This is a genomic window from Pandoraea pnomenusa, from assembly GCF_000767615.3.
GTDB lineage: Bacteria > Pseudomonadota > Gammaproteobacteria > Burkholderiales > Burkholderiaceae > Pandoraea > Pandoraea pnomenusa.
The window spans coordinates 4008751-4029709 of sequence record NZ_CP009553.3 but is presented as its reverse complement, the minus strand read 5'-3'; the positions used below and the strand labels follow the sequence as shown (position 1 = coordinate 4029709).

The window sequence follows — 20959 nt, the reverse complement described above, 5'->3', positions numbered from 1 at the left end:
TCAGTAGAATCTGGCCCGATGCAGTGAAGTGCCCAGGCGAGGATGCATCTATTTATCGTCGGTGATAGCCGGCGAACTTTGGAGTGACTATTACTATGCAACACAACGTCAAGAAGTGGATGTGGCTGCTGCTGGCAGCACCGGCAATGGCAATGGCTCAGCAGAGCGCCCCGCTCGACGCTGACAAGAAGGCAGCCATCAAGGAACTGCTCGACGCCATCGATTCGTCCAAGCTCGTGACCGCCATCGGCGAAGGCGCGCAGCAGCAGGCGAAGCAACTTGCGCCGCAAGTGCTCGAGCGTCAACTGGTCGAGAACAAGACGCTGTCCGATGCGCAGAAGCAGGCCATCGTGCCGACGCTGCAACAGAATTCGGTTCAGAAGCTCGTCGACGGTGCAGGCAAGGTCTTCACTTCGGACAGCTTCAAGAACGACGCCGTGCAAGCGCAGTACAACGCTTACGGCAAGTTCTACACCACCGAGGAAATCAAGGGTCTGACGGCGTTCTACAAGAGCCCGGTCGGCCAGAAGTACATCAAGGTGCAAGACCAGGTCGGCCAGGAAGTCGTTGGCGGTCTGATGCAGAAGTACATGCCGCAATCGATCGACGCGACCAGCAAGCAAGCTGACGCCGAGATCGCCGCGGCCGCCAAGTCGGCACCGAAGGGTCCGGCCAAGAAGTAACATCGGCGGGTCCCGCGGGATTCGACCGATCATGGCCGTTTGCGAGCGATCGCAAACGGCCATTTTGCTTTGATGGGGTAAAACGGCAGATTCCTCTCGGAATTTTCCAGATTTCCGTCATCCGACGCCGGATTTGCGGTTGACACCCGCACGTCGTGCCCAACTGGCGGTATAGTTGGGCCTTGCCGCCGCTTTTTATACGCCTTTCGGTCATTTCTCAGGCTTCAGAGCGTCGTCGAACCGTCGCCGGGTCATCCCGGGCTATCGTTTGGCGGGGCCACTCGCGACCGAACCGCCGCGGTCCATCGTCAGACGTGAAACGCAAGCCGCACGGGTCAATGTCCGCCGGCTTGCGTTTCACTTTTACTGCTGCAAAACGAACATGACGCGCGCTTTCAACTTTTCCGCCGGTCCGGCGGCGCTCCCTGCCGAGGTGCTGACCCAGGCAGCCGAAGAGATGCTCGATTGGCACGGGGCCGGCATGGGTGTGATGGAAATGAGCCATCGCGGCCGTGAGTTCATGAGCATCCTGGCCGACGCGCAAGCCAATCTGCGCGAACTGCTCGCGGTGCCCGACAACTACCGCATTCTTTTCATGCAGGGCGGGGCGCTCGCCGAGAACGCGATCATCCCGATGAATCTGCTCGGCGGCGCGCGCGAGGCGCAGCGCCAGACGGCGGACTATGTCGTGACCGGCTCCTGGTCGGTGAAGTCGCAGAAGGAGGCGCGCAAGTATTGCGACGTCAATATCGCCGCGAGCACCGAAGCGGAGCACTTCACACGCTTGCCGGGCATGGACGAGTGGCGACTTTCGAAGGATCCGGCCTACGTCCACATCTGCACGAACGAGACCATTCACGGCGTGGAGTATTTCTGGACACCGGATCTGGCGACCGCGGGGCTGGCCGACGTGCCGCTCGTCGCGGATGTTTCGTCGCACATTCTGTCGCGCCCGATGGACGTGTCGAAGTTCGGCGTGATGTATGGCGGTGCGCAGAAGAATATCGGGCCGTCGGGCCTGACCGTGGTCATTGTGCGCGACGACCTGCTCGGGCGGGCATTGCCGTTCACGCCGAGTGCGTTCGACTGGAAGATCGTGGCCGAGAACGACTCGATGTTCAACACGCCGCCGACCTACGCGATCTATATCGCGGGTCTGGTGTTCCAGTGGCTCAAGCGCCAAGGCGGGCTGGCCGCCATGGAAGCGCAGAACAAGGCGAAGGCCGAGCTTCTGTACGGCTTTCTCGACGGCAGCGACTTTTACCGCACGCCGGTGGCGCCGGACTGCCGCTCGCGCATGAATGTGCCGTTTTTCCTGCACGACGACGCATTGAACGAGACCTTCCTGGCCGGCGCTCGCGAGCGCGGGCTGCTGCAACTCAAGGGCCACAAGTCCGTGGGGGGTATGCGCGCCTCGATCTACAACGCGATGCCGCTCGACGGCGTCCGGGCGCTGGTCGACTATCTGCGTGAATTCGAGCGCAGTCACGGCTGACGAGGACGCGAGACCGGTGCATTCGAATGCTTTCCATGCTTTGAACGTCCTGCGGGACTCCGCACCGGGAGCCGTCCGACCATGTCCCATCGCAAGAAGACAATACGCTCCATGGATGAAGATCTGAACGCATCGCTGCGCCCCTTGCGCGAGAAAATCGATGCCATCGACGCGCAGCTCCTGAAGCTGCTCAATCAACGTGCGGCCGTCGCCCTGGAAGTGGGTGAGGTCAAGAAGCGTTTTGGCGCGCCGGTGTTTCGGCCCGAGCGCGAACTGCAGGTAATTTCGCGCTTGCAGCAAGCCAACGACGGGCCGTTGTACGGCGACAATCTTGCTTCGATCTGGCGCGAAATCATGTCGGCCAGCCGTGCGCTGGAGAAGGTGCTGACCGTTGCCTATCTGGGGCCGGCCGGCACTTACAGCGAGCAAGCGGCCTTCTCTTATTTCGGTCAGAGTGTGAAGGGCCTGCCGTGCCCGTCGCTCGACGAGGTGTTTCGCGCGGTCGAGGCCGGCAGCGCGGACTTTGGGGTAGTGCCCGTCGAGAATTCGACCGAGGGTGTGGTGTCGCGCACGCTCGATCTGCTGCTGCAAAGCCCGCTGACGATCAATGGCGAAGTGGCGCTGCCAATCCATCACAACCTGATGTCGCAATCCGGGACGCTCGACGGCGTGACCCGGATCTGCTCGCACGCGCAGTCGCTCGCGCAATGCCAGCACTGGTTGACAGCACATTTTCCGCGGTTGGAGCGTCAGGCCGTGTCGAGCAACGCGGAGGCGGCCCGCATGGCCGCCGCGGATCCGAGCGTCGCCGCGATTGCCGGCGAATCCGCCGCCACCCAGTACGGACTGCAAATCGCGTTTTCGCATGTGCAGGACGATCCGCACAATCGCACCCGCTTCGTGGTCGTCGGTACGCAGGACCCTGCCCCGAGCGGGCGGGACCAGACCTCGCTCATTCTGTCCGTGCCCAATCGTGCTGGCGCCGTGGTGGCATTGCTCGAGCCCCTCGCGAACAACGGTGTGTCGATGACGCGTTTCGAGTCGCGTCCCGCCAAGAGCGGCGCGTGGGAGTACTACTTCTACATCGACTTCGAAGGGCATCGCGACGATCCGAATGTCGCCAAGGCGCTCGAATCGCTGCGTCAGAATGCGGCGTATTGCAAGGTGCTCGGGTCTTACCCGCGCTCCGCATGAGCGGCGGGGACGGGACGATGGTCCTGAACAAACTCGTCATCTGTGGCGTGGGCCTGATCGGCGGCTCGCTGGCGCGAGCGCTGAAGGCGGAAGGCGCCGTGAAGGAAGTGATCGGCGTCGGGCGCAGTGAGGCGTCGCTTCGGCGGGCGTGCGAGCTTGGCGTGATCGATCGTGCGGCCACGTCGATGGCGGCTGCCGTGACAGGCGCCGATGTCGTGGTGCTCGCGGCGCCGGTGGCGCAAACGCCCGCGCTGCTGAGCGCCATTCGGCCCTGTCTCGGCGGGAATACGATTGTCACCGACGCCGGAAGTACCAAGTCGGACGCCGTGGCTGCCGCAAATGCGGCGCTCGGGGATGACGCCTGGCGTTTCGTGCCCGGTCATCCGATTGCCGGCGCGGAGCGATCTGGCGTCGAGGCCGCGACGGTGGATCTGTACCGGGATCGCCGCGTGGTGCTTTGCCCGCAACCGGGCAACCGCAGCGAGGACGTGGCGCGTATCCGGGGCATGTGGGAGACGACTGGCGCGCGCGTATCGGAGATGTCCGAAACACAGCACGATCACGTGTTCGCTTCGGTCAGTCATTTGCCACACGTCCTCTCGTATGCGTTAATCGCCCAGATTCTTGACGCACCCGATGCGTCGTTGAAGTTCGGCTTCGCGGGCGGAGGCTTTCGCGACTTCACCCGCATCGCGGCGTCGAACCCCGAAATGTGGCGCGATATCTGCGTGGCCAATCGTGATGCGTTGCTGGCCGAACTCGACGGTTACCTCGCCACGCTCGGCTCGCTGCGACAATTGATCGATGCCGGCGACGGCGCCGGTCTCGAGGCCGTATTCGCGCGCGCCAGCCAGGCGCGCACGGACTGGGCCAGGCAACAGGAAAAGTAATGGAAACGCTCGATCTCGGCCCTTACGGCCACGCCGAAGGCACGCTTCGCTTGCCCGGCTCGAAAAGCATCTCGAACCGCGTGCTGTTGCTCGCCGCGCTTTCGCGTGGCACGACTCGCGTGCGGGAACTGCTCGCGTCCGACGACACGCAGGTGATGCTCGATGCACTCGCCGCGCTCGGTGTCAAGTGCACGCAGGTGGGCGATTCGCGTGACTTCATCGTCGAGGGATGTGGCGGCGCGTTTCCCGTCAAGGCCGCGAAGCTGTTCATGGGCAATGCGGGGACGGCGATTCGCCCGCTCACGGCGGCGCTCTCGCTGAGTCATGGCGACTACGAAGTGTCGGGCGTGGCACGGATGCACGAGCGGCCGATCGGCGACCTGGTCGACGGCCTGCGTCAACTGGGCGCGCGGATCGATTACCTCGGCAATGCCGGTTATCCGCCGTTGCATATCAGGCCTGCCGACGTGCACGCGCCGCAATCGCCGATTCGCGTGCGGGGCGACGTCTCGAGCCAGTTCCTGACGGCACTGCTGCTTACGTTGCCGCTGCTGGCTTCGGCATCGGGTGAGATCGTCGTGGAAGTCGAGGGCGAACTCATCTCCAGGCCATACATCGACATCACCCTGCGGTTGCTGCGGCGCTTCGGGATCGATGTCCGGCAGGATGGCTGGTCGCGCTTCACGCTCCCGGCGGCGGGAGCGGACGGCGCGAAGTATCGCAGTCCGGGAGACCTCCGCGTCGAGGGCGACGCCTCGTCGGCATCGTATTTTCTTGCGGCCGGCGCCATTGGCGGCGGGCCGGTGCGTGTGCAAGGTGTGGGGCGCGACAGCATTCAGGGCGACGTGCGTTTCGTCGAAGCCCTGGAGGCGATGGGGGCGCGCGTGACGTTGCACGACGATGCCATCGAAGTGAACGGCATCGACACGCCCAGCGGCAAGCTGCGTGCGCTCGACATGGACTTCAATCACATCCCCGACGCGGCGATGACGATTGCGGTCGCGGCGTTGTTTGCCGATGGCACGACCACGCTGCGCAACATCGCAAGCTGGCGTGTCAAGGAGACGGATCGTCTCACGGCAATGGCCACGGAGCTGCGCAAGGTCGGCGCGACGGTGGAAGAGGGCGCCGATTATCTGCGGGTGACCCCTCCCGCCGCGTTGACGCCGAACGCCGCCATCGATACGTATGACGATCACCGCATGGCCATGTGCTTCTCGCTCGTGAGCTTGGGCGGTGTGCCGGTGACGATCAACGACCCGAAGTGCGTGGGCAAGACGTTCCCGACGTATTTCGCCGAGTTCGTTCGGATCGCGTCGTAATCGCGTCGTAATCGGGTCGCAAGCGCGCCACAAACGCGCCACAAACGCGCCGCGTCCGGAGGCCTCCCGCGAGGCTCCCGACATCCGGGCGCCGCCCGGCGGCGCGCGGCCGCGCCGCGGTTTGATCCGGTTCGTCGCGGTGCTTCGTGATGCGTGGCGATTCGGTCTGATCGGGCGTGATTGGGCGTGGTTGGGCGTGATTCGGCGCAAACCGCGCGGGCGAGCGGGGCCATATTAGCCCTGACCCGTCAGCGTCTGCCAAAGCAACAGGCCGTTGAGTACGACGATCGCACTTGCGATGCCCCACGCGGCGATCGACAGCGCACCGCGAACGCGCCATTCCCCCATCAACGTCGCGTCCCCCGCAAACCGCACGAGTGGTATCACCGCGAACGGCAGCTGTAGGCTCAGCACCACCTGGCTGAAGACCAGCAAAGCCGTGGTTCTCGCCTCGCCGCCATGCCCGACGATGAGCAGCGCCGGCACCAGGGCGAGCGCGCGGGTGATGAGCGCGCGTTGCCACGGCTTCATTCGCAGATTCAGAAAACCCTCCATCGTGACCTGCCCGGCCAGCGTTGCCGTCACCGTCGAGTTCAGGCCGCATGCGAGCAACGCAACGGCGAACATGGCACCCGCCCACTGGTTGCCTAGCAGGGGCGCGAGGAGTTTGTGGGCGTCGCCCAACGACTCCACCGACGTGTTGCCGCTGGCATGGAAGGCAGCGGCAGCCAGAATCAGCAGGGCGGCGTTGACGAGGAACGCGAAGCCAAGCGAGAGCGTGGTGTCCCAGTGTGTGGTGCGCAATGCACGCGCGAGGGCCGGACGAGTCCGCTCGGGCAAGGCCTCACCTCGCATGCGCAGCAAGGCCGAGTGCAGATAGAGGTTGTGAGGCATAACCGTGGCGCCGAGGATGCCCGTGGCCAGCCAAAGCATCCCCGCCTGCGCGACGATCTCGGCGCGCGGTCGCAGGCCGTGTGCGGCGGCACGCCAGTCAGGGTGGGCCAGCGACAACTGGGCGACGAAGCATCCCGCAGTGAGCAGAATCAGCGCAGCGACGGCGCCTTCGAGGCGGTGTTGTCCGAAACCTTGCAGGCCGAGCATGGCGAAGGCCAGGGCGCCCGCCACCACGACGCCGATCGGCAGAGACACGCCGAACAGCAGTTGCAGGGCGACCGCGCTGCCAACGATCTCGGCGAGATCGCATGCGATGATCGCCGTCTCGCACAGCCCCCATAACGCCAGCGAAGTCCGGCGGCTATACTGGCTACGTGAGAGTTGCGCGAGATCGCGCCCGGTGACCAATCCGACGCGCGCCGCGAGCCACTGAAGCAACAATGCCATCACGCTCGAGAGCAGTACGACGCTCAGCAGCGTGTACCCGTATCGGGCACCCCCGGCAATGGCCGTGGCCCAATTGCCCGGATCCATATAGCCTACGGCGATGAGCGTGCCCGCCCCGGCGAATCCCATCCATCGCTGCGGGCGACGCGGCGTGCGGTTCCGAGGGTCGGGCGGCGGCCCCCATTCGGGATTGAGTAAGGGATAATCGCGGCTTTGCATGGCGGTCACCGATCCGAGCGGCGCCCATAGCGCCTTTATTTAAATGATAATCATTATCATTTGAGTGTGTGGTTTTATTTTTCAATGTGTTGGATAGACAGAGACGAAGGGATGCCTGATTTGACGGTGGTGGACGATTCGATTCCGGTCATTACGGTGGATGGCCCGACGGCATCCGGCAAGGGCACGGTGGCACACCGTGTGGCGGATGCGCTGGGCTTTCACTACCTCGACAGCGGCGCCCTGTATCGGCTCACCGCGCTGGCGAGCGCGCGTCACGGCATCGACACGGACGACGTAGGGGCGCTGACAGTGCTGGCCGAGACGCTCGACGTGCGGTTCAAGGACGAGCGAATCTGGCTGGCGGGCGAAGATGTGACCGATGCCATCCGTGCCGAGGCGATCGGCAACCGGGCGTCGGGCATTGCCGTGCACAAGGCGGTTCGCCAGGCGCTCACGGCGCTCCAGCGGGGATTCAAGACCGCGCCGGGGCTGGTGGCGGACGGCCGCGACATGGGGACGGTGATCTTCCCGGAGGCCGAGTTGAAGGTGTTTTTGACGGCCACCCCGCAGGCTCGTGCCGAGAGGCGGTATAAGCAATTGATAGAAAAAGGATTTTCTGCTAACATAGACAGTCTCATGCTGGATCTTGAGGCGCGTGACGCGCGGGATCGTACCCGTGCAGAGGCGCCGTTGCGACCGGCAGAGGGTGCGCGGGTGCTCGACACGTCGGAGCTCAACGTCGATCAGGCGGTGGCTCAGGTGCTCGAATGGTTCGCGCAGGTGCAGTACCCGCAAGGCGCTTGACCGGATGTTTCATGCAGTCATCCGGCCCGGCTTTGTTTAACCTTTAACCCAACCGTTGTACGTTAGCGTCAACCCCCTCGGGCGACGGACGTCAGCGGCGTAATCCACTTTTATGTCCGACCTGCAAACCTCGACCAACGAATCTTTCGCGGCGCTTTTCGAAGAGTCGCTCTCCCGTCAAGACATGCGTGCTGGTGAAGTCATCAGCGCAGAAGTCGTTCGGGTTGACCACAACTTCGTGGTCGTCAACGCCGGCCTCAAGTCCGAAGCGTACATCCCCATCGAAGAATTCCTGAATGATCAGGGCGAGGTCGAAGTTCAGGCCGGCGATTTCGTTTCCGTGGCGATCGACGCCCTGGAAAACGGCTACGGCGACACCGTGCTGTCGCGCGACAAGGCCAAGCGTCTGGCCTCGTGGCTGCAACTGGAAAAGGCCCTCGAATCGGGCGACCTCGTGACCGGTACGATCACCGGCAAGGTCAAGGGCGGCCTGACCGTGATGGTCAACGGCATCCGCGCATTCCTGCCGGGTTCGCTGGTGGACACGCGTCCGGTCAAGGATACGACCCCGTACGAAGGCAAGACCCTCGAATTCAAGGTCATCAAGCTCGACCGCAAGCGCAACAACGTTGTGCTCTCGCGCCGCGCCGTGATCGAAGCCACCCAGGGCGAAGAGCGCGCCAAGCTGCTCGAGACGCTCAAGGAAGGCGCGATCGTCAAGGGCGTGGTCAAGAACATCACCGACTACGGTGCGTTCGTTGACCTCGGCGGCATCGACGGCCTGCTGCACATCACCGACATCGCATGGCGTCGTGTGCGTCACCCGAGCGAAGTCCTGTCGGTTGGCCAGGAAGTCACCGCCAAGATCCTCAAGTTCGATCAGGAGAAGGGCCGCGTCTCGCTGGGCGTCAAGCAACTCGGCGAAGATCCGTGGGAAGGCATCGCTCGCCGTTACCCGCAAGGTACCCGCCTGTTCGGCAAGGTCACCAACATCACCGACTACGGCGCATTCGTCGAAGTGGAATCGGGCATCGAAGGCCTGGTCCACGTGTCGGAAATGGATTGGACCAACAAGAACGTTGCGCCGACCAAGGTTGTCCAGCTGGGCGACGAAGTCGAAGTCATGGTGCTCGAGATCGACGAAGACCGTCGTCGTATCAGCCTCGGCATGAAGCAATGCAAGCCGAACCCGTGGGATGACTTCTCGCGCAACTTCAAGAAGGGCGACAAGATCAAGGGCGCCATCAAGTCGATCACCGACTTCGGCGTGTTCATCGGTCTGCCGGGCGGCATCGACGGCCTGGTCCACCTGTCGGACCTGTCGTGGAGCGAAGCCGGCGAAGAAGCCGTTCGCAAGTACAAGAAGGGCGACGAAGTCGAAGCCGTGGTTCTGGGCATCGACGTCGAGAAGGAACGCATCTCGCTGGGTATCAAGCAGCTCGAAGGCGATCCGTTCAACACCTTCGTGGCGATCCACGACAAGGGCTCGATCGTCGACGGTACCGTCAAGGCTGTCGATCCGAAGGGTGCCGTCGTGTCGCTGGGCGATGACGTCGAAGGTTACCTGCGCGCTTCGGAAATCTCGCACGACCGTGTGGAAGATGCCCGCAACGTGCTCAAGGAAGGTGATGCCGTCAATGCAATGATCGTCAACATCGATCGCAAGTCGCGCAACATCAACCTGTCGATCAAGGCCAAGGATTCGGCTGAACAGCAAGAGGCAATGAGCAAGCTGTCGTCGGATAGCTCGGCAGCGAGCGGCACCACGAACCTGGGTGCCCTGCTCAAGGCCAAGCTGGACAGCCAGAATCAGTAAGGTCCAAGGCCTATGACCAAGTCTGAATTGGTCAACCAGTTGGCGGCGCGGTTTCCCCAGTTGGTGCTCAAGGACGCCGATTTCGCGGTGAAGACGATTCTCGACGCGATGGCCGATGCGCTCGCGCGCGGTCATCGAATCGAAATCCGCGGATTCGGCAGCTTCGGGCTCAACCGTCGGCCACCGCGCGTCGGCCGCAACCCGAAGTCGGGCGAGAAGGTGATGGTGCCGGAGAAGTTCGTGCCGCACTTCAAGCCCGGCAAGGAGTTGCGAGAGCGGGTTGATCACAAGGCGTCGGACCAATAAGGCCCTTTGGGATCTACTACGCAAGAAAAGCGCCTTCGGGCGCTTTTTTTGCGTCTGGCGTTCGTGGCGCGCGCGAGTGCCGATGCCGCGCGCGCACAATCGACGCAAATGCGAAGCGGCATGCAGTAACGACGCCTCGCGGGGCACATCCGGTACAATACGCCCACGTGCCGGCACGGCGCGACGGCGGGTCCCGATCCGGCGTGCGCGAGCCGCTCAAGTTGCAAAACATACGGCAATCCTGCCGCAGGAGCCTTTCGGCATGAAGCTGATTGTTTGGATCATTCGTCTCATCGTGTTCGTGGTGTTGCTGTGTCTCGCGCTCGCCAACACGGGCGAAGTCACGTTGAACCTGTTCCTGGGCCACACGTGGACGGCACCGCTCATCATGATCGGCCTGGCGTTCTTCGTGGTGGGCGGCGTGATCGGCGTGCTCGCCACCTTGCCGAGCCTGATGCGGCAGCGTCTGGAACTGCGCCGCACCCGGCGCGACCTGGCCCGTGCGCAACGTGACCCCGAGGCGAGCGATCAGCCGCCGATGCTGCCCCCGGTCTAAGGCGACGACACTCCCCCTCACCGACTGTTTCAACGACAACACGCATTCATGGAATTCGAGGTCTGGTGGCTATTGGCCATCCCCGTGATCTTCGGCTGCGGCTGGGTAGCCGCGCGCCTGGATCTGCGCAGCCTGCTCTCGGAGAGCCGCAATTTGCCCGCGTCCTATTTCCGCGGGCTCAACTTCCTGCTCAACGAGCAGCCGGACAAGGCCATCGACGCATTCATCGAGGTGGCCAAGCTCGATCCCGAGACGACGGAACTGCACTTCGCGCTGGGCAGCCTGTTTCGCCGTCGGGGCGAGACGGAGCGCGCCATTCGCGTGCATCAGAATTTGCTCTCTCGCGACGATCTGCCGCAAGCCGATCAGGAGCACGCGCTCTACGAGCTCGGTCACGACTTCCTCAAGGCCGGTCTGCTCGACCGCGCCGAAGACGCCTTCGGTCGCCTGCACACGGGGCCGTTTGCGAAGGCGGCACAGCACGCCAAGCTCACCATCTACCAGATCGAGAAGGAGTGGCACAAGGCGCTGAGCGAGGCCGAAACCCTCAGTGAGCTCGACCCCGCGGTGTCGTATCGCAAGGAGATCGCGCAGTTCCATTGCGAGCTGGCGCAGGAAGCGCTGCAGCGCAAGGAGGTGGATGCCGTCGTGCGGGAGCTCGACGCCGCCCTCGCCGTGAATCCCGCGAATGTGCGCGCGCCGCTGCTGCGCGGCGACATGCTGCTCTCCGCCGGCGACGCCGAAGGCGCGTTGCGTGTGCTGAGCACCATCGAGCAGCAGAACCCGGTGTATCTGGGGCTGGCGGCCAAGCGCCTGATGCGCGCTTACGAAGCCCTGGGGCGTGCGCCGGAAGGACTGGCGGTACTGCGCGACGCGCTCAACAGGAATCCGTCGGACGATCTGCTCGAGATCGTGTACGAGAAGACGGTGGCGCTCGAGGGGCCGGAAGCCGCGCTCGCGCTGATGCGCGAGCAGATGCACCGGGCGCCGAGCGCGCCGGGCATGGCCCGCCTGCTCGAGGCGCATGCCGCAACCGCCCATGGCGACACGCAGTCGGATCTGCAGCTCATGGGCAAGCTCATCACGCAGCGCACCAAGTCGCTGCCGCGCTACGTCTGCGACCAGTGCGGCTTCCGCGCGCGATTGTTCTATTGGCAGTGCCCCGGCTGTAACGGCTGGGAGACGTATACGCCGCGACGTGCCGACGTGCCGGCGGCCTCCTAATTTTCTCAAGTTCGCGCAATCATGAAAGTCACCATCATCGGCTCCGGTTACGTCGGCCTCGTTACGGGCGCCTGTCTGGCAGACGTCGGCAACGACGTGTTCTGTCTCGACGTCGATCCGCGCAAGATCGAAATCCTGAACAACGGCGGCGTGCCGATTCACGAGCCAGGGCTGCAGGAAATCATCGCACGCAATCGCAAGGCCGGCCGTCTGCAATTCTCGACGGATGTCGAGGCCTCGGTCGCGCACGGCGACGTGCAGTTCATCGCGGTGGGTACGCCGCCGGACGAGGACGGCTCGGCCGATCTGCAATACGTCGTTGCGGCGGCGCGCAACATCGGACGCTACGCCACGAACTTCAAGGTGATCGTCGACAAGTCGACCGTGCCGGTCGGCACCGCGGACAAGGTGCGCGCGGCAGTCGCCGACGAACTTGCCAAGCGCGGCGAGGACGTGTCGTTCTCGGTCGTCTCGAATCCCGAGTTCCTGAAGGAAGGGGCGGCCGTCGAGGATTTCATGCGCCCGGACCGCATCGTGATCGGCGTGGACGACGACGCGCAGGGCCAGCAGGCGCGCGCGATGATGAAGCGTTTGTACTCGCCGTTCAACCGCAACCACGAACGTACCCTGTACATGGACGTGCGCTCGGCGGAGTTCACCAAGTACGCGGCCAATGCCATGCTGGCGACGCGGATCTCGTTCATGAACGAGCTCGCGAATCTGGCCGATCGCGTGGGCGTGGATATCGAGGACGTGCGTCAGGGCATCGGCTCTGACCCGCGTATCGGTTATCACTTCCTGTATGCCGGCTGCGGCTATGGCGGTTCATGCTTCCCGAAGGACGTACAGGCACTCGTGCGGACAGCCGAGGACTACGGTCTGCCGCTGCGCATCCTGAATGCCGTCGAGGCGGTCAACGAAACCCAGAAGGCGGTCCTTATCGACAAGATCGTCGCGCGCCTTGGCAACGATCTGTCGGACAAGACGTTCGCCCTTTGGGGGCTGGCGTTCAAGCCGAACACCGACGACATGCGCGAGGCGCCGAGCCGTCGTGTGATCGCGGAGCTGGTGCGTCGGGGCGCCCGCGTGCGCGCCTACGATCCGGTGGCCCTGGAAGAGGCGCGTCGCGTGATCGCGCTCGACTTTGCCGATGATCCGGCCGGACACGCCCGCATCGAATTCTGCGCGACGGAAGACGACACGCTGACGGGCGCGGACGCGCTCGTGATCGTCACGGAGTGGAAGGCCTTCCGCAGCCCGGACTTCGCCAAGATGAAGTCGGCACTGTCGCTTGCGCTGATCTTCGACGGTCGCAACCTGTACGAGCCGCAGACCATGCAGGAGCTGGGCATCGAGTACCACGGCATCGGCCGCGGCCAGCACGACACCGTCTGAATCGCGAGGATCGACGAATGACTTTGACGGCAACTTCGCTTTCTCGCACGGTGCAGGCGCCCGGCGTGCCCACGGTGTCGCGTGAGGCGTTCCACCGCGCGCGCGTGCTGATCGTCGGCGACGTGATGCTCGATCGCTATTGGTTCGGCGACGTCAATCGCATTTCGCCGGAGGCGCCGGTGCCCGTGGTGCACGTCAAGCGCAACGAGGAACGTCTGGGCGGCGCGGCGAACGTGGCGCTCAACGCCACGTCGCTGGGGGCGCAGGCCGGGCTGCTGTGCGTGCTCGGCGAGGACGAGCCCGGCGAGCGGGTGGTCGATCTGCTCGACGCGAGCGGCGTGACGGCGTTCGTCACGCGCGATGCGGATCTGTCGACCACGATCAAGCTGCGCATCGTGTCGCGTCAACAGCAATTGCTGCGCATCGACTTCGAGAATCAGCCGGCGCGCGAAGTGCTGCTCGCCGTGCTCGATCAGTATCGCCAGTTGCTGGCGAACTATGACGTCGTGTTGCTCTCCGATTATGCGAAGGGCGGCCTGACGCATGTCCAGCCGATGATCGAAGCGGCGCGCAAGGCGGGCAAGCCCGTGCTCGTCGATCCGAAGGGCAGCGATTACGAGCGTTATCGGGGTGCCACCATCCTCACGCCGAACCGCTCCGAATTGCAGCAGGTCGTGGGCGAATGGCATTCGGAAGACGATTTGACGGTTCGCGCGCAGAATCTGCGCGAATCGCTGGGGCTCGAAGCGTTGTTGCTCACGCGTTCGGAAGAGGGCATGACGCTCTTCACCCAGAACGGTGCGCTGCACGTCCCGGCCCAGGCACGCGAAGTGTATGATGTGTCGGGCGCGGGCGACACCGTGATTGCCACGCTCGCCGCCTCGCTCGCCGCCGGTCTGCCGCTTGCGCAGGCGGTGGTGCTCGCCAATCGCGCGGGCAGTATCGTCGTGGGCAAGCTGGGCACCGCGACCGTGGATTACACCGAACTCTTTTCCGATCTGACATGACCATCATCGTCACCGGCGCCGCCGGTTTCATCGGCGCGAACCTCGTCAAAGCCCTCAACGAGCGCGGCGAGACCGACATCGTGGCGGTCGACAACCTCACACGCGCCGACAAATTCCGCAATCTGGTCGATTGCGAAATCAGCGACTACCTCGACAAGACCGATTTCGTCGCGCGTTTCCAGCGCCGCGAGTTCGGTCGCGTGCGCGCGATTTTCCATGAAGGCGCCTGCTCCGACACGATGGAGACCGACGGCCGCTACATGATGGAGAACAACTTCCGCTACACGCGCGCGTTGTTCGAGGCGTGCCAGACGCAGACGGTGCCGTTCCTCTACGCGTCTTCCGCGGCGACGTACGGCGCCTCGGAAACGTTCGTGGAATCGCGCGAGTACGAGAAGCCCCTCAACGTCTACGGGTACTCGAAATTCCTCTTCGACCAGATCGTGCGTCGCGCCATGCGCGAGGCGGGTGGCAAGCTGCCGAGCCAGGTGGCGGGGTTTCGCTACTTCAACGTGTACGGCCCGCGCGAAGCGCACAAGGGGCGCATGGCCTCGGTGGCGTTCCACAACTTCAACGAGTTCCGCGCCAACGGCCGCGTGAAGCTCTTTGGCGAGTACAACGGCTATGCGGCGGGCACGCAAAGTCGCGACTTCGTGTCCGTCGAGGACGTGGTCAAGGTGAATCTGCACTTCTTCGATCATCCCGAGCGAAGCGGCATCTTCAACCTCGGCACGGGCCGCGCGCAGCCGTTCAATGACATTGCGGTCGCCGTGATCAACACGTTGCGCGAAGAGGCCGGCGAGGCGCCGCTCTCGCTTGACGAGATGGTGCGACAGGGGCTCGTCGAGTACATCCCGTTCCCCGACGCGCTGCGTGGCAAGTATCAGTGCTTCACCCAGGCGAGCGTCGAGCATCTGCGCCAGGCGGGTGGGTATCAGCAGCCGTTCTATACGGTCGGTGAGGGCGTCTCGCGCTACGTGCGCTGGCTGTTGGCCCAATAGGCCACAGTCCAACAGGCACGGGCCCGATGCCATCCCTGGTGATGGCGGGACCGAAGTCTCGACGGGGAGCCGCATGGCTCCCCGTTTCGTTTGGCGCGCCGGGATATGTCATCCGTACGCAGTCTCGGGCGTTAAGGGAGTATCGGGGGTGTCCCGAGGTGGGGATATTGTCCCGAGTGACCTTACAGGGAATACATCATGCTTCGCAAACTCTTGCTGGCGGTGGTTACCTTTTTCACCCTCTGCGGCCTGGCCATGGCCGCTGTCGACATCAATACCGCCGATCAGGCGCAACTCGAATCGCTCAAGGGCATCGGACCGGTCAAGTCCAAAGCCATCATCGACGAACGCAATGCCCACGGGCCGTATAAGGATGCCGCCGACGTCGCCAGGCGCGTGAAGGGCCTCGGCACCAAGTCCGTCGCCACGCTCCAGAGCGAAGGCATGACGATCAATGGTCAGGGCGCGGCGCCTGCCGTACCGGCCCCTGCGGCGAAGACCCCTGCGACGACGGCACCTGCCGCGCCGGTCCCCGCGACGAAGCCCCCTGCGGCGACGGCGCCTGCCGCTCAGGTCCCTGCCACGACGGGCCGTCCGGCGCCGCCAGCCATGCAGCAGACCCCGGCAGCGCCGGGCAAGCCGGCCACGCCTGCCGCCACGCCCGCCACGCCCGCAATGCCGCCGAGCGCCACCCAGCATACGCCCACGCCGGTGCCCGCCGCCGGTTCGACGGCCAAGCCGGCGTCCCCGGGCGCAACGGCCTTGCCGGGCGCCGCGTCGGGACCTGCCGCCGCCGATGCGAAGGGTGGCAAATCGAAGAAGTCCAGGGCCGACAAGGCCGAGCGTGTCGCGCCAGGTGCCGCGTCCGCGCCTGCAGCCGCACCCGCATCGCCTGCGGCACCGGCCGGTGGCCCGAAGTCGAAGAAGTCCAAGACGGACAAGACGGACAAGACGGACAAGACGGACAAGACGGACAAGGCCGCGGCATCGGCGGGATCCGCGCCGACGGCGACCGGTGCGGCGCCGGCGAAGTCGTCGAAATCGAAGAAGGAGAAAGCGCCGTCGGCCGCGAGTGCGCCGAAGGTCTGAGGCCCGTCGGGGCGCCGGGCGGTCGCACTTGCGGCGCCCGGCCGTCACCTCGCTACGAGCGCGGTCATGGCCGGTGGATTAGAATGCTTCGATTCCCGACCGAAAAAGCTTAGCGCAATGGCCTACAAGACTATCGAAGACACCATCGGCAATACGCCGCTGGTGCAATTGGTGCGTTTGCCCGACGACGAAATCCGCCGCCGCAACAACGTGATTCTCGGAAAGCTCGAGGGCAATAACCCGGCGGGTTCGGTGAAGGACCGCCCGGCGCTGTCGATGATCAAGCACGCCGAATTGCGCGGACGCATCAAGCCGGGCGACACGCTCATCGAAGCGACCTCGGGCAACACAGGCATTGCGCTGGCCATGGCCGCGGCCATTCGCGGCTACAAGATGATCCTCATCATGCCGGAGGACCTGTCCATCGAGCGCCGTCAGAGCATGGGGGCTTATGGCGCCCAGATCATCCTCACGCCGGTCAAGGGGGGCATGGAATATGCGCGTGACCTCGCCGAGCAGATGCAGCGCGACGGGCGCGGCATCATCCTCGACCAGTTCGCCAATCCCGACAATCCGCTGGCGCATTACGAGACGACGGGCCCGGAAATCTGGCGCGACACCGAAGGCCGCATCACGCACTTCGTCTCCGCGATGGGCACGACGGGCACCATCATGGGCGTGTCGCAATACCTGAAGGAGCAGAGCGACGCCGTGCAGATCATCGGCGCGGAGCCGGCGGAAGGCTCCCGCATTCCCGGCATCCGCAAGTGGCCGGAAGCCTATCTGCCGAAGATTTTCGATCGCGCTCGCGTGGATCGCACCGTGTCCGTCACGCAGGCGGAAGCCGAAATCATGGCGCGGCGCCTCGCGGCGGAAGAGGGGATCTTCTGCGGCATTTCGGCCGCCGGCGCCTGCCAGATCGCGTTGAATCTGGCGCACGAGGTCGAGAACGCGACCATCGTGTTCGTGGTCTGCGATCGCGGCGACCGCTATCTGTCGACGGGGGTGTTCCCCGCGTGATGTGGGGGACGATGCCGGTGCGGTGCCTGCGCCGCGTCACGAAAAACGGGACCCGAGGGTCCCGTTTTGTTTTCCGGCCAACGCCGTTCTCAGGGGGCGCGTGCCGCCTTGATCGCGTCGGCGAGGTCGTACACCGACATCGCGTAGAAGAAGCTCCGGTTGTAACGCGTGAGCACGTAGAAGTTGTTCAGGCCCATGCGATATTGCGTCGGCTGGCCCGGCGTCGGCAGGTCGACGATGAGCACCGGCGTGTCGAGCTTCGCCCCCACGTCGAGCCGTGGCTCATTCATCAGCATGCCTGCCTTGATGAAGTCGCCGAGTTTCCAGTGCGGCTCCGGTTGTCCGTCCGCGCCGGCCTCGGCCAACCCCTGGCTGCCCCGATCATTGGCGATATTCCAGACGACAGGTTGACCGGCCTGCCAGCCATGTTGCTTGAGGAAGTTCGCAACGCTGCCGATGGCGTCCGCCACGTCGGTCGTCAGATTGATCTTGCCGTCGCCCGAGAAGTCGACGGCGTAGTTGCGAATCGACGAGGGCATGAACTGCGGAATGCCGATGGCGCCCGCATATGAGCCGTAGATGCTGAAGGGGTCGACGCCGCGCTCGCGGGCGTACAGCAGCAGGTTCTCCAGCTCGGTGCGGAACAGCGCCATGCGCTCGGATCGGTTGCGCGCGGGCGGGTAGTCGAACGCGAGCGTAGTGAGCGCGTCGATGGTGCGGAAGTTGCCCATGTGGCGCCCGTAGATCGTCTCGACGCCGATGATGGCGACGATGATTTCCTCGGGCACGCCGAATTGCTGGGCCGCTCGCGACAGCGCGGCCGCATTCTGATTCCAGAAGCGCACGCCGCCATTGATGCGCGTGTTGTCGAGGAAATTCTTCTCGTAGCGGGTCCAGTTTTTCTGGCCGGGCGTGGCGGGCGGCGCGGCCAGGCGAGCGGCCGTTTGCGAGAAGACCACGCGTGAGAACACGCGCTGCAACTCGGCGCGATCGAAGCCGTCACGCGCCACGATGTCGTTGATGAACGCGTCGACTTCGGGATTGGCCGCGTAGCGCTGCGGCACGACTTCCTCCTCGAACTCGGTCTGCGCAACCTGCTTGCCGCGTGTCTGCGCATGCGCGGCGGTCGTCGTGAGCGCGAACGTGCCGAGGCACAGCGACAGGACGACGCCGAAGGTGCGTGCAGTACGCGAGAACGCAGCGCGTGTTGAGTGCCGGGGCGAGCCAGGGGCGTCGGTCGCGCGGCAGGGGTTGCCGGCCATTTCCGGTCGAGGTGCGAGGCGCGAGCGCGCCGGCGAGAGTGAATCGTACATCCGTACCGGTGATGTCATGCTGTCTGTCAGGCCTGTATGAAGTCCGAATGCGGCGCCGCCGGGGAACGATGGTCGCCGCGTTAGTCGCGTCGATGCCGGGATCGGTGCGCATCGATGTCGCGTGACGCGCGGTTTTGACAAGGGCATCGACCATTCATGCCAGTTACTGCCGTCCCGAATTTCGGGAGAACGGCCGTTGCCGGCTGACACGGGTCTGCTGGGAGACTGCTTGGCAGTATAACCGAGTGCACCTGTGATACCTTAAGGCCTGTGCGCTGTCGGTGACAGTGCTCATGGGGAATGCCGGCCATCGGCAAGCGTGTGCGAGTGATGTTTCATGCTTGCGCGCCGCGCTTGCCAGGGGGCTGCGTCCGGCCGCTACCGGACTTGCGACACCACGGCGCGGCGGGCATTCCCCGCCCGTCTCACGATAACGATTCGAAGCGATAGGCGACACAAGGCATGGCTACCGGGTTTTATACGCATCCCGATTGCGTCCGTCACGAAATGGGCGAGTGGCATCCCGAATGCCCCGAACGACTGCGCGCCATCGAGGACCAGTTGATCGCCGGGCGCATCGACGGCCTGCTCGAACGCCGAGAAGCGCCGGCGGCCGACGAGGCCAGCCTGCGGCTCGTGCACACGCAGGATCACATCGACTTCATTCGCGACAACATTCCCGAGTCGGGCTATTTCCCGATCGACCCCGACACGCTGCTCAATCCGTATTCGTGGCGTGCTGCCACACGCGCGGCGGGCGCGGCCGTCGCGGCGACCGATGCCGTCATTCGCGGCGAACTCGACAATGCGTTCTGCAGCGTGCGTCCGCCGGGGCACCATGCCACGCCGACGCGGGCCATGGGGTTCTGCCTGTTCAACAACGTGGCGATCGCCGCCGCGCACGCGCTCGAAGTGCATGGGCTTTCGCGCGTGGCGATCATCGATTTCGACGTGCACCACGGCAACGGCACGGAAGCGGCGTTCGCCAACGACGAGCGCGTGCTGATGTGCGGCATCTTCCAGCATCCGTTCTATCCGTTCTCCGGCGCGCTTGATCCGGCGCCGAACATGCTTAACATCCCGCTTGCCGCGCGCTCTTCCGGCATGCAGGCGCGCGAAGCGATCGACTTTGGCTGGCTGGGGCAACTTGACGCGTTCCGCCCGGAAATGGTCTTCATTTCGGCGGGATTCGACGCGCACCGCGAAGACGATCTCGGCGGGCTGGGTTTGACCGAAGCCGACTTCACCTGGATCACGGAGCGGGTGAAGGCCGTTGCCGACCGTCATGCGAAGGGGCGCATCGTGAGCTGCCTCGAAGGCGGCTACAACCTCTCGGCGCTCGGGCGCAGCGTCGTTGCGCATCTGAAGGTGCTCGCCGACGTCTGAGAGCTCGCGGCGGCAACCCTTCGCGGCCGCGCGCACACGGCACAGGAGACAACCATGACGGCAACCGAACTCTCGGCGGACCTCTCGGCGACGCCCGAGCCTCTCGTACTTGTGACGCGCGGCGAGGGTGACCTGGCCGGCGTGGTGACGCTCACGCTCAATCGACCGCGTCAGTTCAATGCGTTGTCCGAAGCGATGCTTGATGCGCTCGGGCGCGCCCTCGACGTGGTGGCGAGCGACGCGAGCGCGCGCGTGGTGGTGCTAGGCGCCGCGGGCGCCGCGTTCTGCGCGGGACACGATCTCAAGGAAATGCGCGCCGAGCCGTCGCTCGACTACTACCGCAAACTGTTCAATCAGTGCACCCGCGTGATGCTGACGATGCAGCGCATGCCGCAACCGGTCATCGCACGTGTGCACGGCATCGCGACCGCCGCGGGCTGTCAATTGGTGGCGATGTGCGATCTGGCGGTTGCCACCTCGGTGGCGCGGTTCGCCGTTTCCGGCATCAATGTCGGTCTGTTCTGCGCGACGCCGGGCGTGGCGCTTTCGCGCAACCTCTCTCGCAAGCAGGCCATGGAGATGCTGCTCACCGGCGACTTCATCGACGCGCAAACGGCACGCGAGCGGGGGCTGGTCAATCGCGTGGTGGCCGTGGAGCGGCTCGATGCGGAAGTCGCGGCGCTGTGCCGCTCGATTCTCGCCAAGCCCGCGGCTGCGGTGGCGGCGGGCAAGGGGCTGTTCTACCGGCAAGTCGAAACCGGTATCGAAGCCGCGTATCAGATGGCCGGGCAAACGATGGCATGCAACATGATGGACGCGTGCGCGCTCGAAGGCGTGCAGGCATTCATCGAGAAACGCCCGCCCGATTGGGCAAAGCCGCCGACGGCCTGAGACA

Annotated in this window: 18 protein-coding genes and 1 pseudogene; 17 read left to right on the top strand and 2 right to left on the bottom strand. The window is 64.6% G+C overall.

The features are described 5' to 3' along the window. Nucleotides 1–95 precede the first annotated feature (95 nt). The 5 genes from LV28_RS41975 (at nucleotide 96) to aroA (ending at nucleotide 5584) form a co-directional block, all read left to right on the top strand. Complete coding sequence (locus LV28_RS41975) at nucleotides 96–683, top strand: DUF2059 domain-containing protein (RefSeq protein ID WP_023597154.1); 588 nt, start codon at nucleotides 96–98, stop codon at nucleotides 681–683. A 382-nt stretch (nucleotides 684–1065) separates the two neighbouring features. Next, entirely contained in the window at nucleotides 1066–2178 is a 1113-nt protein-coding gene (gene serC, locus LV28_RS41970; RefSeq protein WP_023597153.1) for a 3-phosphoserine/phosphohydroxythreonine transaminase, read from the top strand. Nucleotides 2179–2289: 111 nt separating this feature from the next. Beyond that, entirely contained in the window at nucleotides 2290–3372 is a 1083-nt protein-coding gene (pheA, locus tag LV28_RS41965; protein ID WP_038620293.1) for a prephenate dehydratase, read from the top strand. Between the two features lie 17 nt (nucleotides 3373–3389). Beyond that, entirely contained in the window at nucleotides 3390–4262 is an 873-nt protein-coding gene (locus tag LV28_RS41960; RefSeq protein ID WP_025249641.1) for a prephenate dehydrogenase, read from the top strand. Further along, on the top strand, nucleotides 4262–5584 hold the full coding sequence (gene aroA / locus LV28_RS41955) for a 3-phosphoshikimate 1-carboxyvinyltransferase (protein ID WP_023873453.1): 1323 nt from the start codon (nucleotides 4262–4264) through the stop codon (nucleotides 5582–5584). The genes LV28_RS41960 and aroA overlap by 1 nt, the downstream gene beginning before the upstream one ends. A gap of 234 nt (nucleotides 5585–5818) precedes the next feature. Here the strand turns inward: aroA and LV28_RS41950 are convergent, their stop codons facing one another. Beyond that, on the bottom strand, nucleotides 5819–7144 hold the full coding sequence (locus tag LV28_RS41950) for an Nramp family divalent metal transporter (protein ID WP_048806551.1): 1326 nt from the start codon (nucleotides 7142–7144) through the stop codon (nucleotides 5819–5821). Between the two features lie 111 nt (nucleotides 7145–7255). Here LV28_RS41950 and cmk point away from each other — a divergent pair, with 111 nt between their 5' ends. From cmk to cysM, 10 genes and pseudogenes are all read left to right on the top strand, one after another. Beyond that, a complete protein-coding gene (cmk, locus tag LV28_RS41945; RefSeq protein ID WP_023597150.1) occupies nucleotides 7256–7951 on the top strand; it encodes a (d)CMP kinase in 696 nt (231 codons plus the stop codon). A 112-nt stretch (nucleotides 7952–8063) separates the two neighbouring features. Continuing rightward, complete coding sequence (rpsA, locus tag LV28_RS41940) at nucleotides 8064–9767, top strand: 30S ribosomal protein S1 (protein WP_023597149.1); 1704 nt, start codon at nucleotides 8064–8066, stop codon at nucleotides 9765–9767. A 12-nt stretch (nucleotides 9768–9779) separates the two neighbouring features. Continuing rightward, the gene (locus LV28_RS41935; protein WP_017232087.1) at nucleotides 9780–10073 is read left to right on the top strand and encodes an integration host factor subunit beta; all 294 of its coding nucleotides are present in this window, start codon (nucleotides 9780–9782) and stop codon (nucleotides 10071–10073) included. 262 nt (nucleotides 10074–10335) lie between these two features. Next, complete coding sequence (locus LV28_RS41930; RefSeq protein WP_023597148.1) at nucleotides 10336–10629, top strand: LapA family protein; 294 nt, start codon at nucleotides 10336–10338, stop codon at nucleotides 10627–10629. Nucleotides 10630–10677: 48 nt separating this feature from the next. Further along, nucleotides 10678–11853: a lipopolysaccharide assembly protein LapB gene (gene lapB / locus LV28_RS41925; RefSeq protein ID WP_023873456.1), complete on the top strand. Its 1176-nt coding sequence runs from the start codon at nucleotides 10678–10680 to the stop codon at nucleotides 11851–11853. Nucleotides 11854–11874: 21 nt separating this feature from the next. After that, entirely contained in the window at nucleotides 11875–13248 is a 1374-nt protein-coding gene (locus tag LV28_RS41920; protein ID WP_023597146.1) for a UDP-glucose dehydrogenase family protein, read from the top strand. Nucleotides 13249–13265: 17 nt separating this feature from the next. Then, complete coding sequence (rfaE1, locus tag LV28_RS41915; protein WP_023873457.1) at nucleotides 13266–14255, top strand: D-glycero-beta-D-manno-heptose-7-phosphate kinase; 990 nt, start codon at nucleotides 13266–13268, stop codon at nucleotides 14253–14255. Further along, nucleotides 14252–15256, top strand: coding sequence for an ADP-glyceromanno-heptose 6-epimerase (rfaD, locus tag LV28_RS41910; protein ID WP_023597144.1), 1005 nt, complete (start codon nucleotides 14252–14254; stop codon nucleotides 15254–15256). The genes rfaE1 and rfaD overlap by 4 nt, the downstream gene beginning before the upstream one ends. A 198-nt stretch (nucleotides 15257–15454) precedes the next feature. Then, nucleotides 15455–16126, top strand: a pseudogene (locus LV28_RS41905) (ComEA family DNA-binding protein); the annotation flags it as partial. A 336-nt stretch (nucleotides 16127–16462) separates the two neighbouring features. After that, nucleotides 16463–17365, top strand: coding sequence for a cysteine synthase CysM (cysM, locus tag LV28_RS41900; RefSeq protein ID WP_023597142.1), 903 nt, complete (start codon nucleotides 16463–16465; stop codon nucleotides 17363–17365). An 89-nt stretch (nucleotides 17366–17454) separates the two neighbouring features. On the opposite strand, the gene mltB is transcribed toward cysM, so the two are convergent. Beyond that, nucleotides 17455–18696 (bottom strand): lytic murein transglycosylase B, encoded by a 1242-nt coding sequence (mltB, locus tag LV28_RS41895; protein WP_224785305.1) that lies wholly within the window; start codon nucleotides 18694–18696, stop codon nucleotides 17455–17457. A gap of 444 nt (nucleotides 18697–19140) precedes the next feature. Between mltB and LV28_RS41890 the strand changes: the two genes are divergently transcribed. Both LV28_RS41890 and LV28_RS41885 read left to right on the top strand, forming a co-directional pair. Continuing rightward, the gene (locus LV28_RS41890) at nucleotides 19141–20064 is read left to right on the top strand and encodes a histone deacetylase family protein (RefSeq protein WP_025249639.1); all 924 of its coding nucleotides are present in this window, start codon (nucleotides 19141–19143) and stop codon (nucleotides 20062–20064) included. Nucleotides 20065–20118: 54 nt separating this feature from the next. Beyond that, nucleotides 20119–20955: an enoyl-CoA hydratase gene (locus LV28_RS41885; RefSeq protein WP_023597139.1), complete on the top strand. Its 837-nt coding sequence runs from the start codon at nucleotides 20119–20121 to the stop codon at nucleotides 20953–20955. Nucleotides 20956–20959 lie beyond the last annotated feature (4 nt).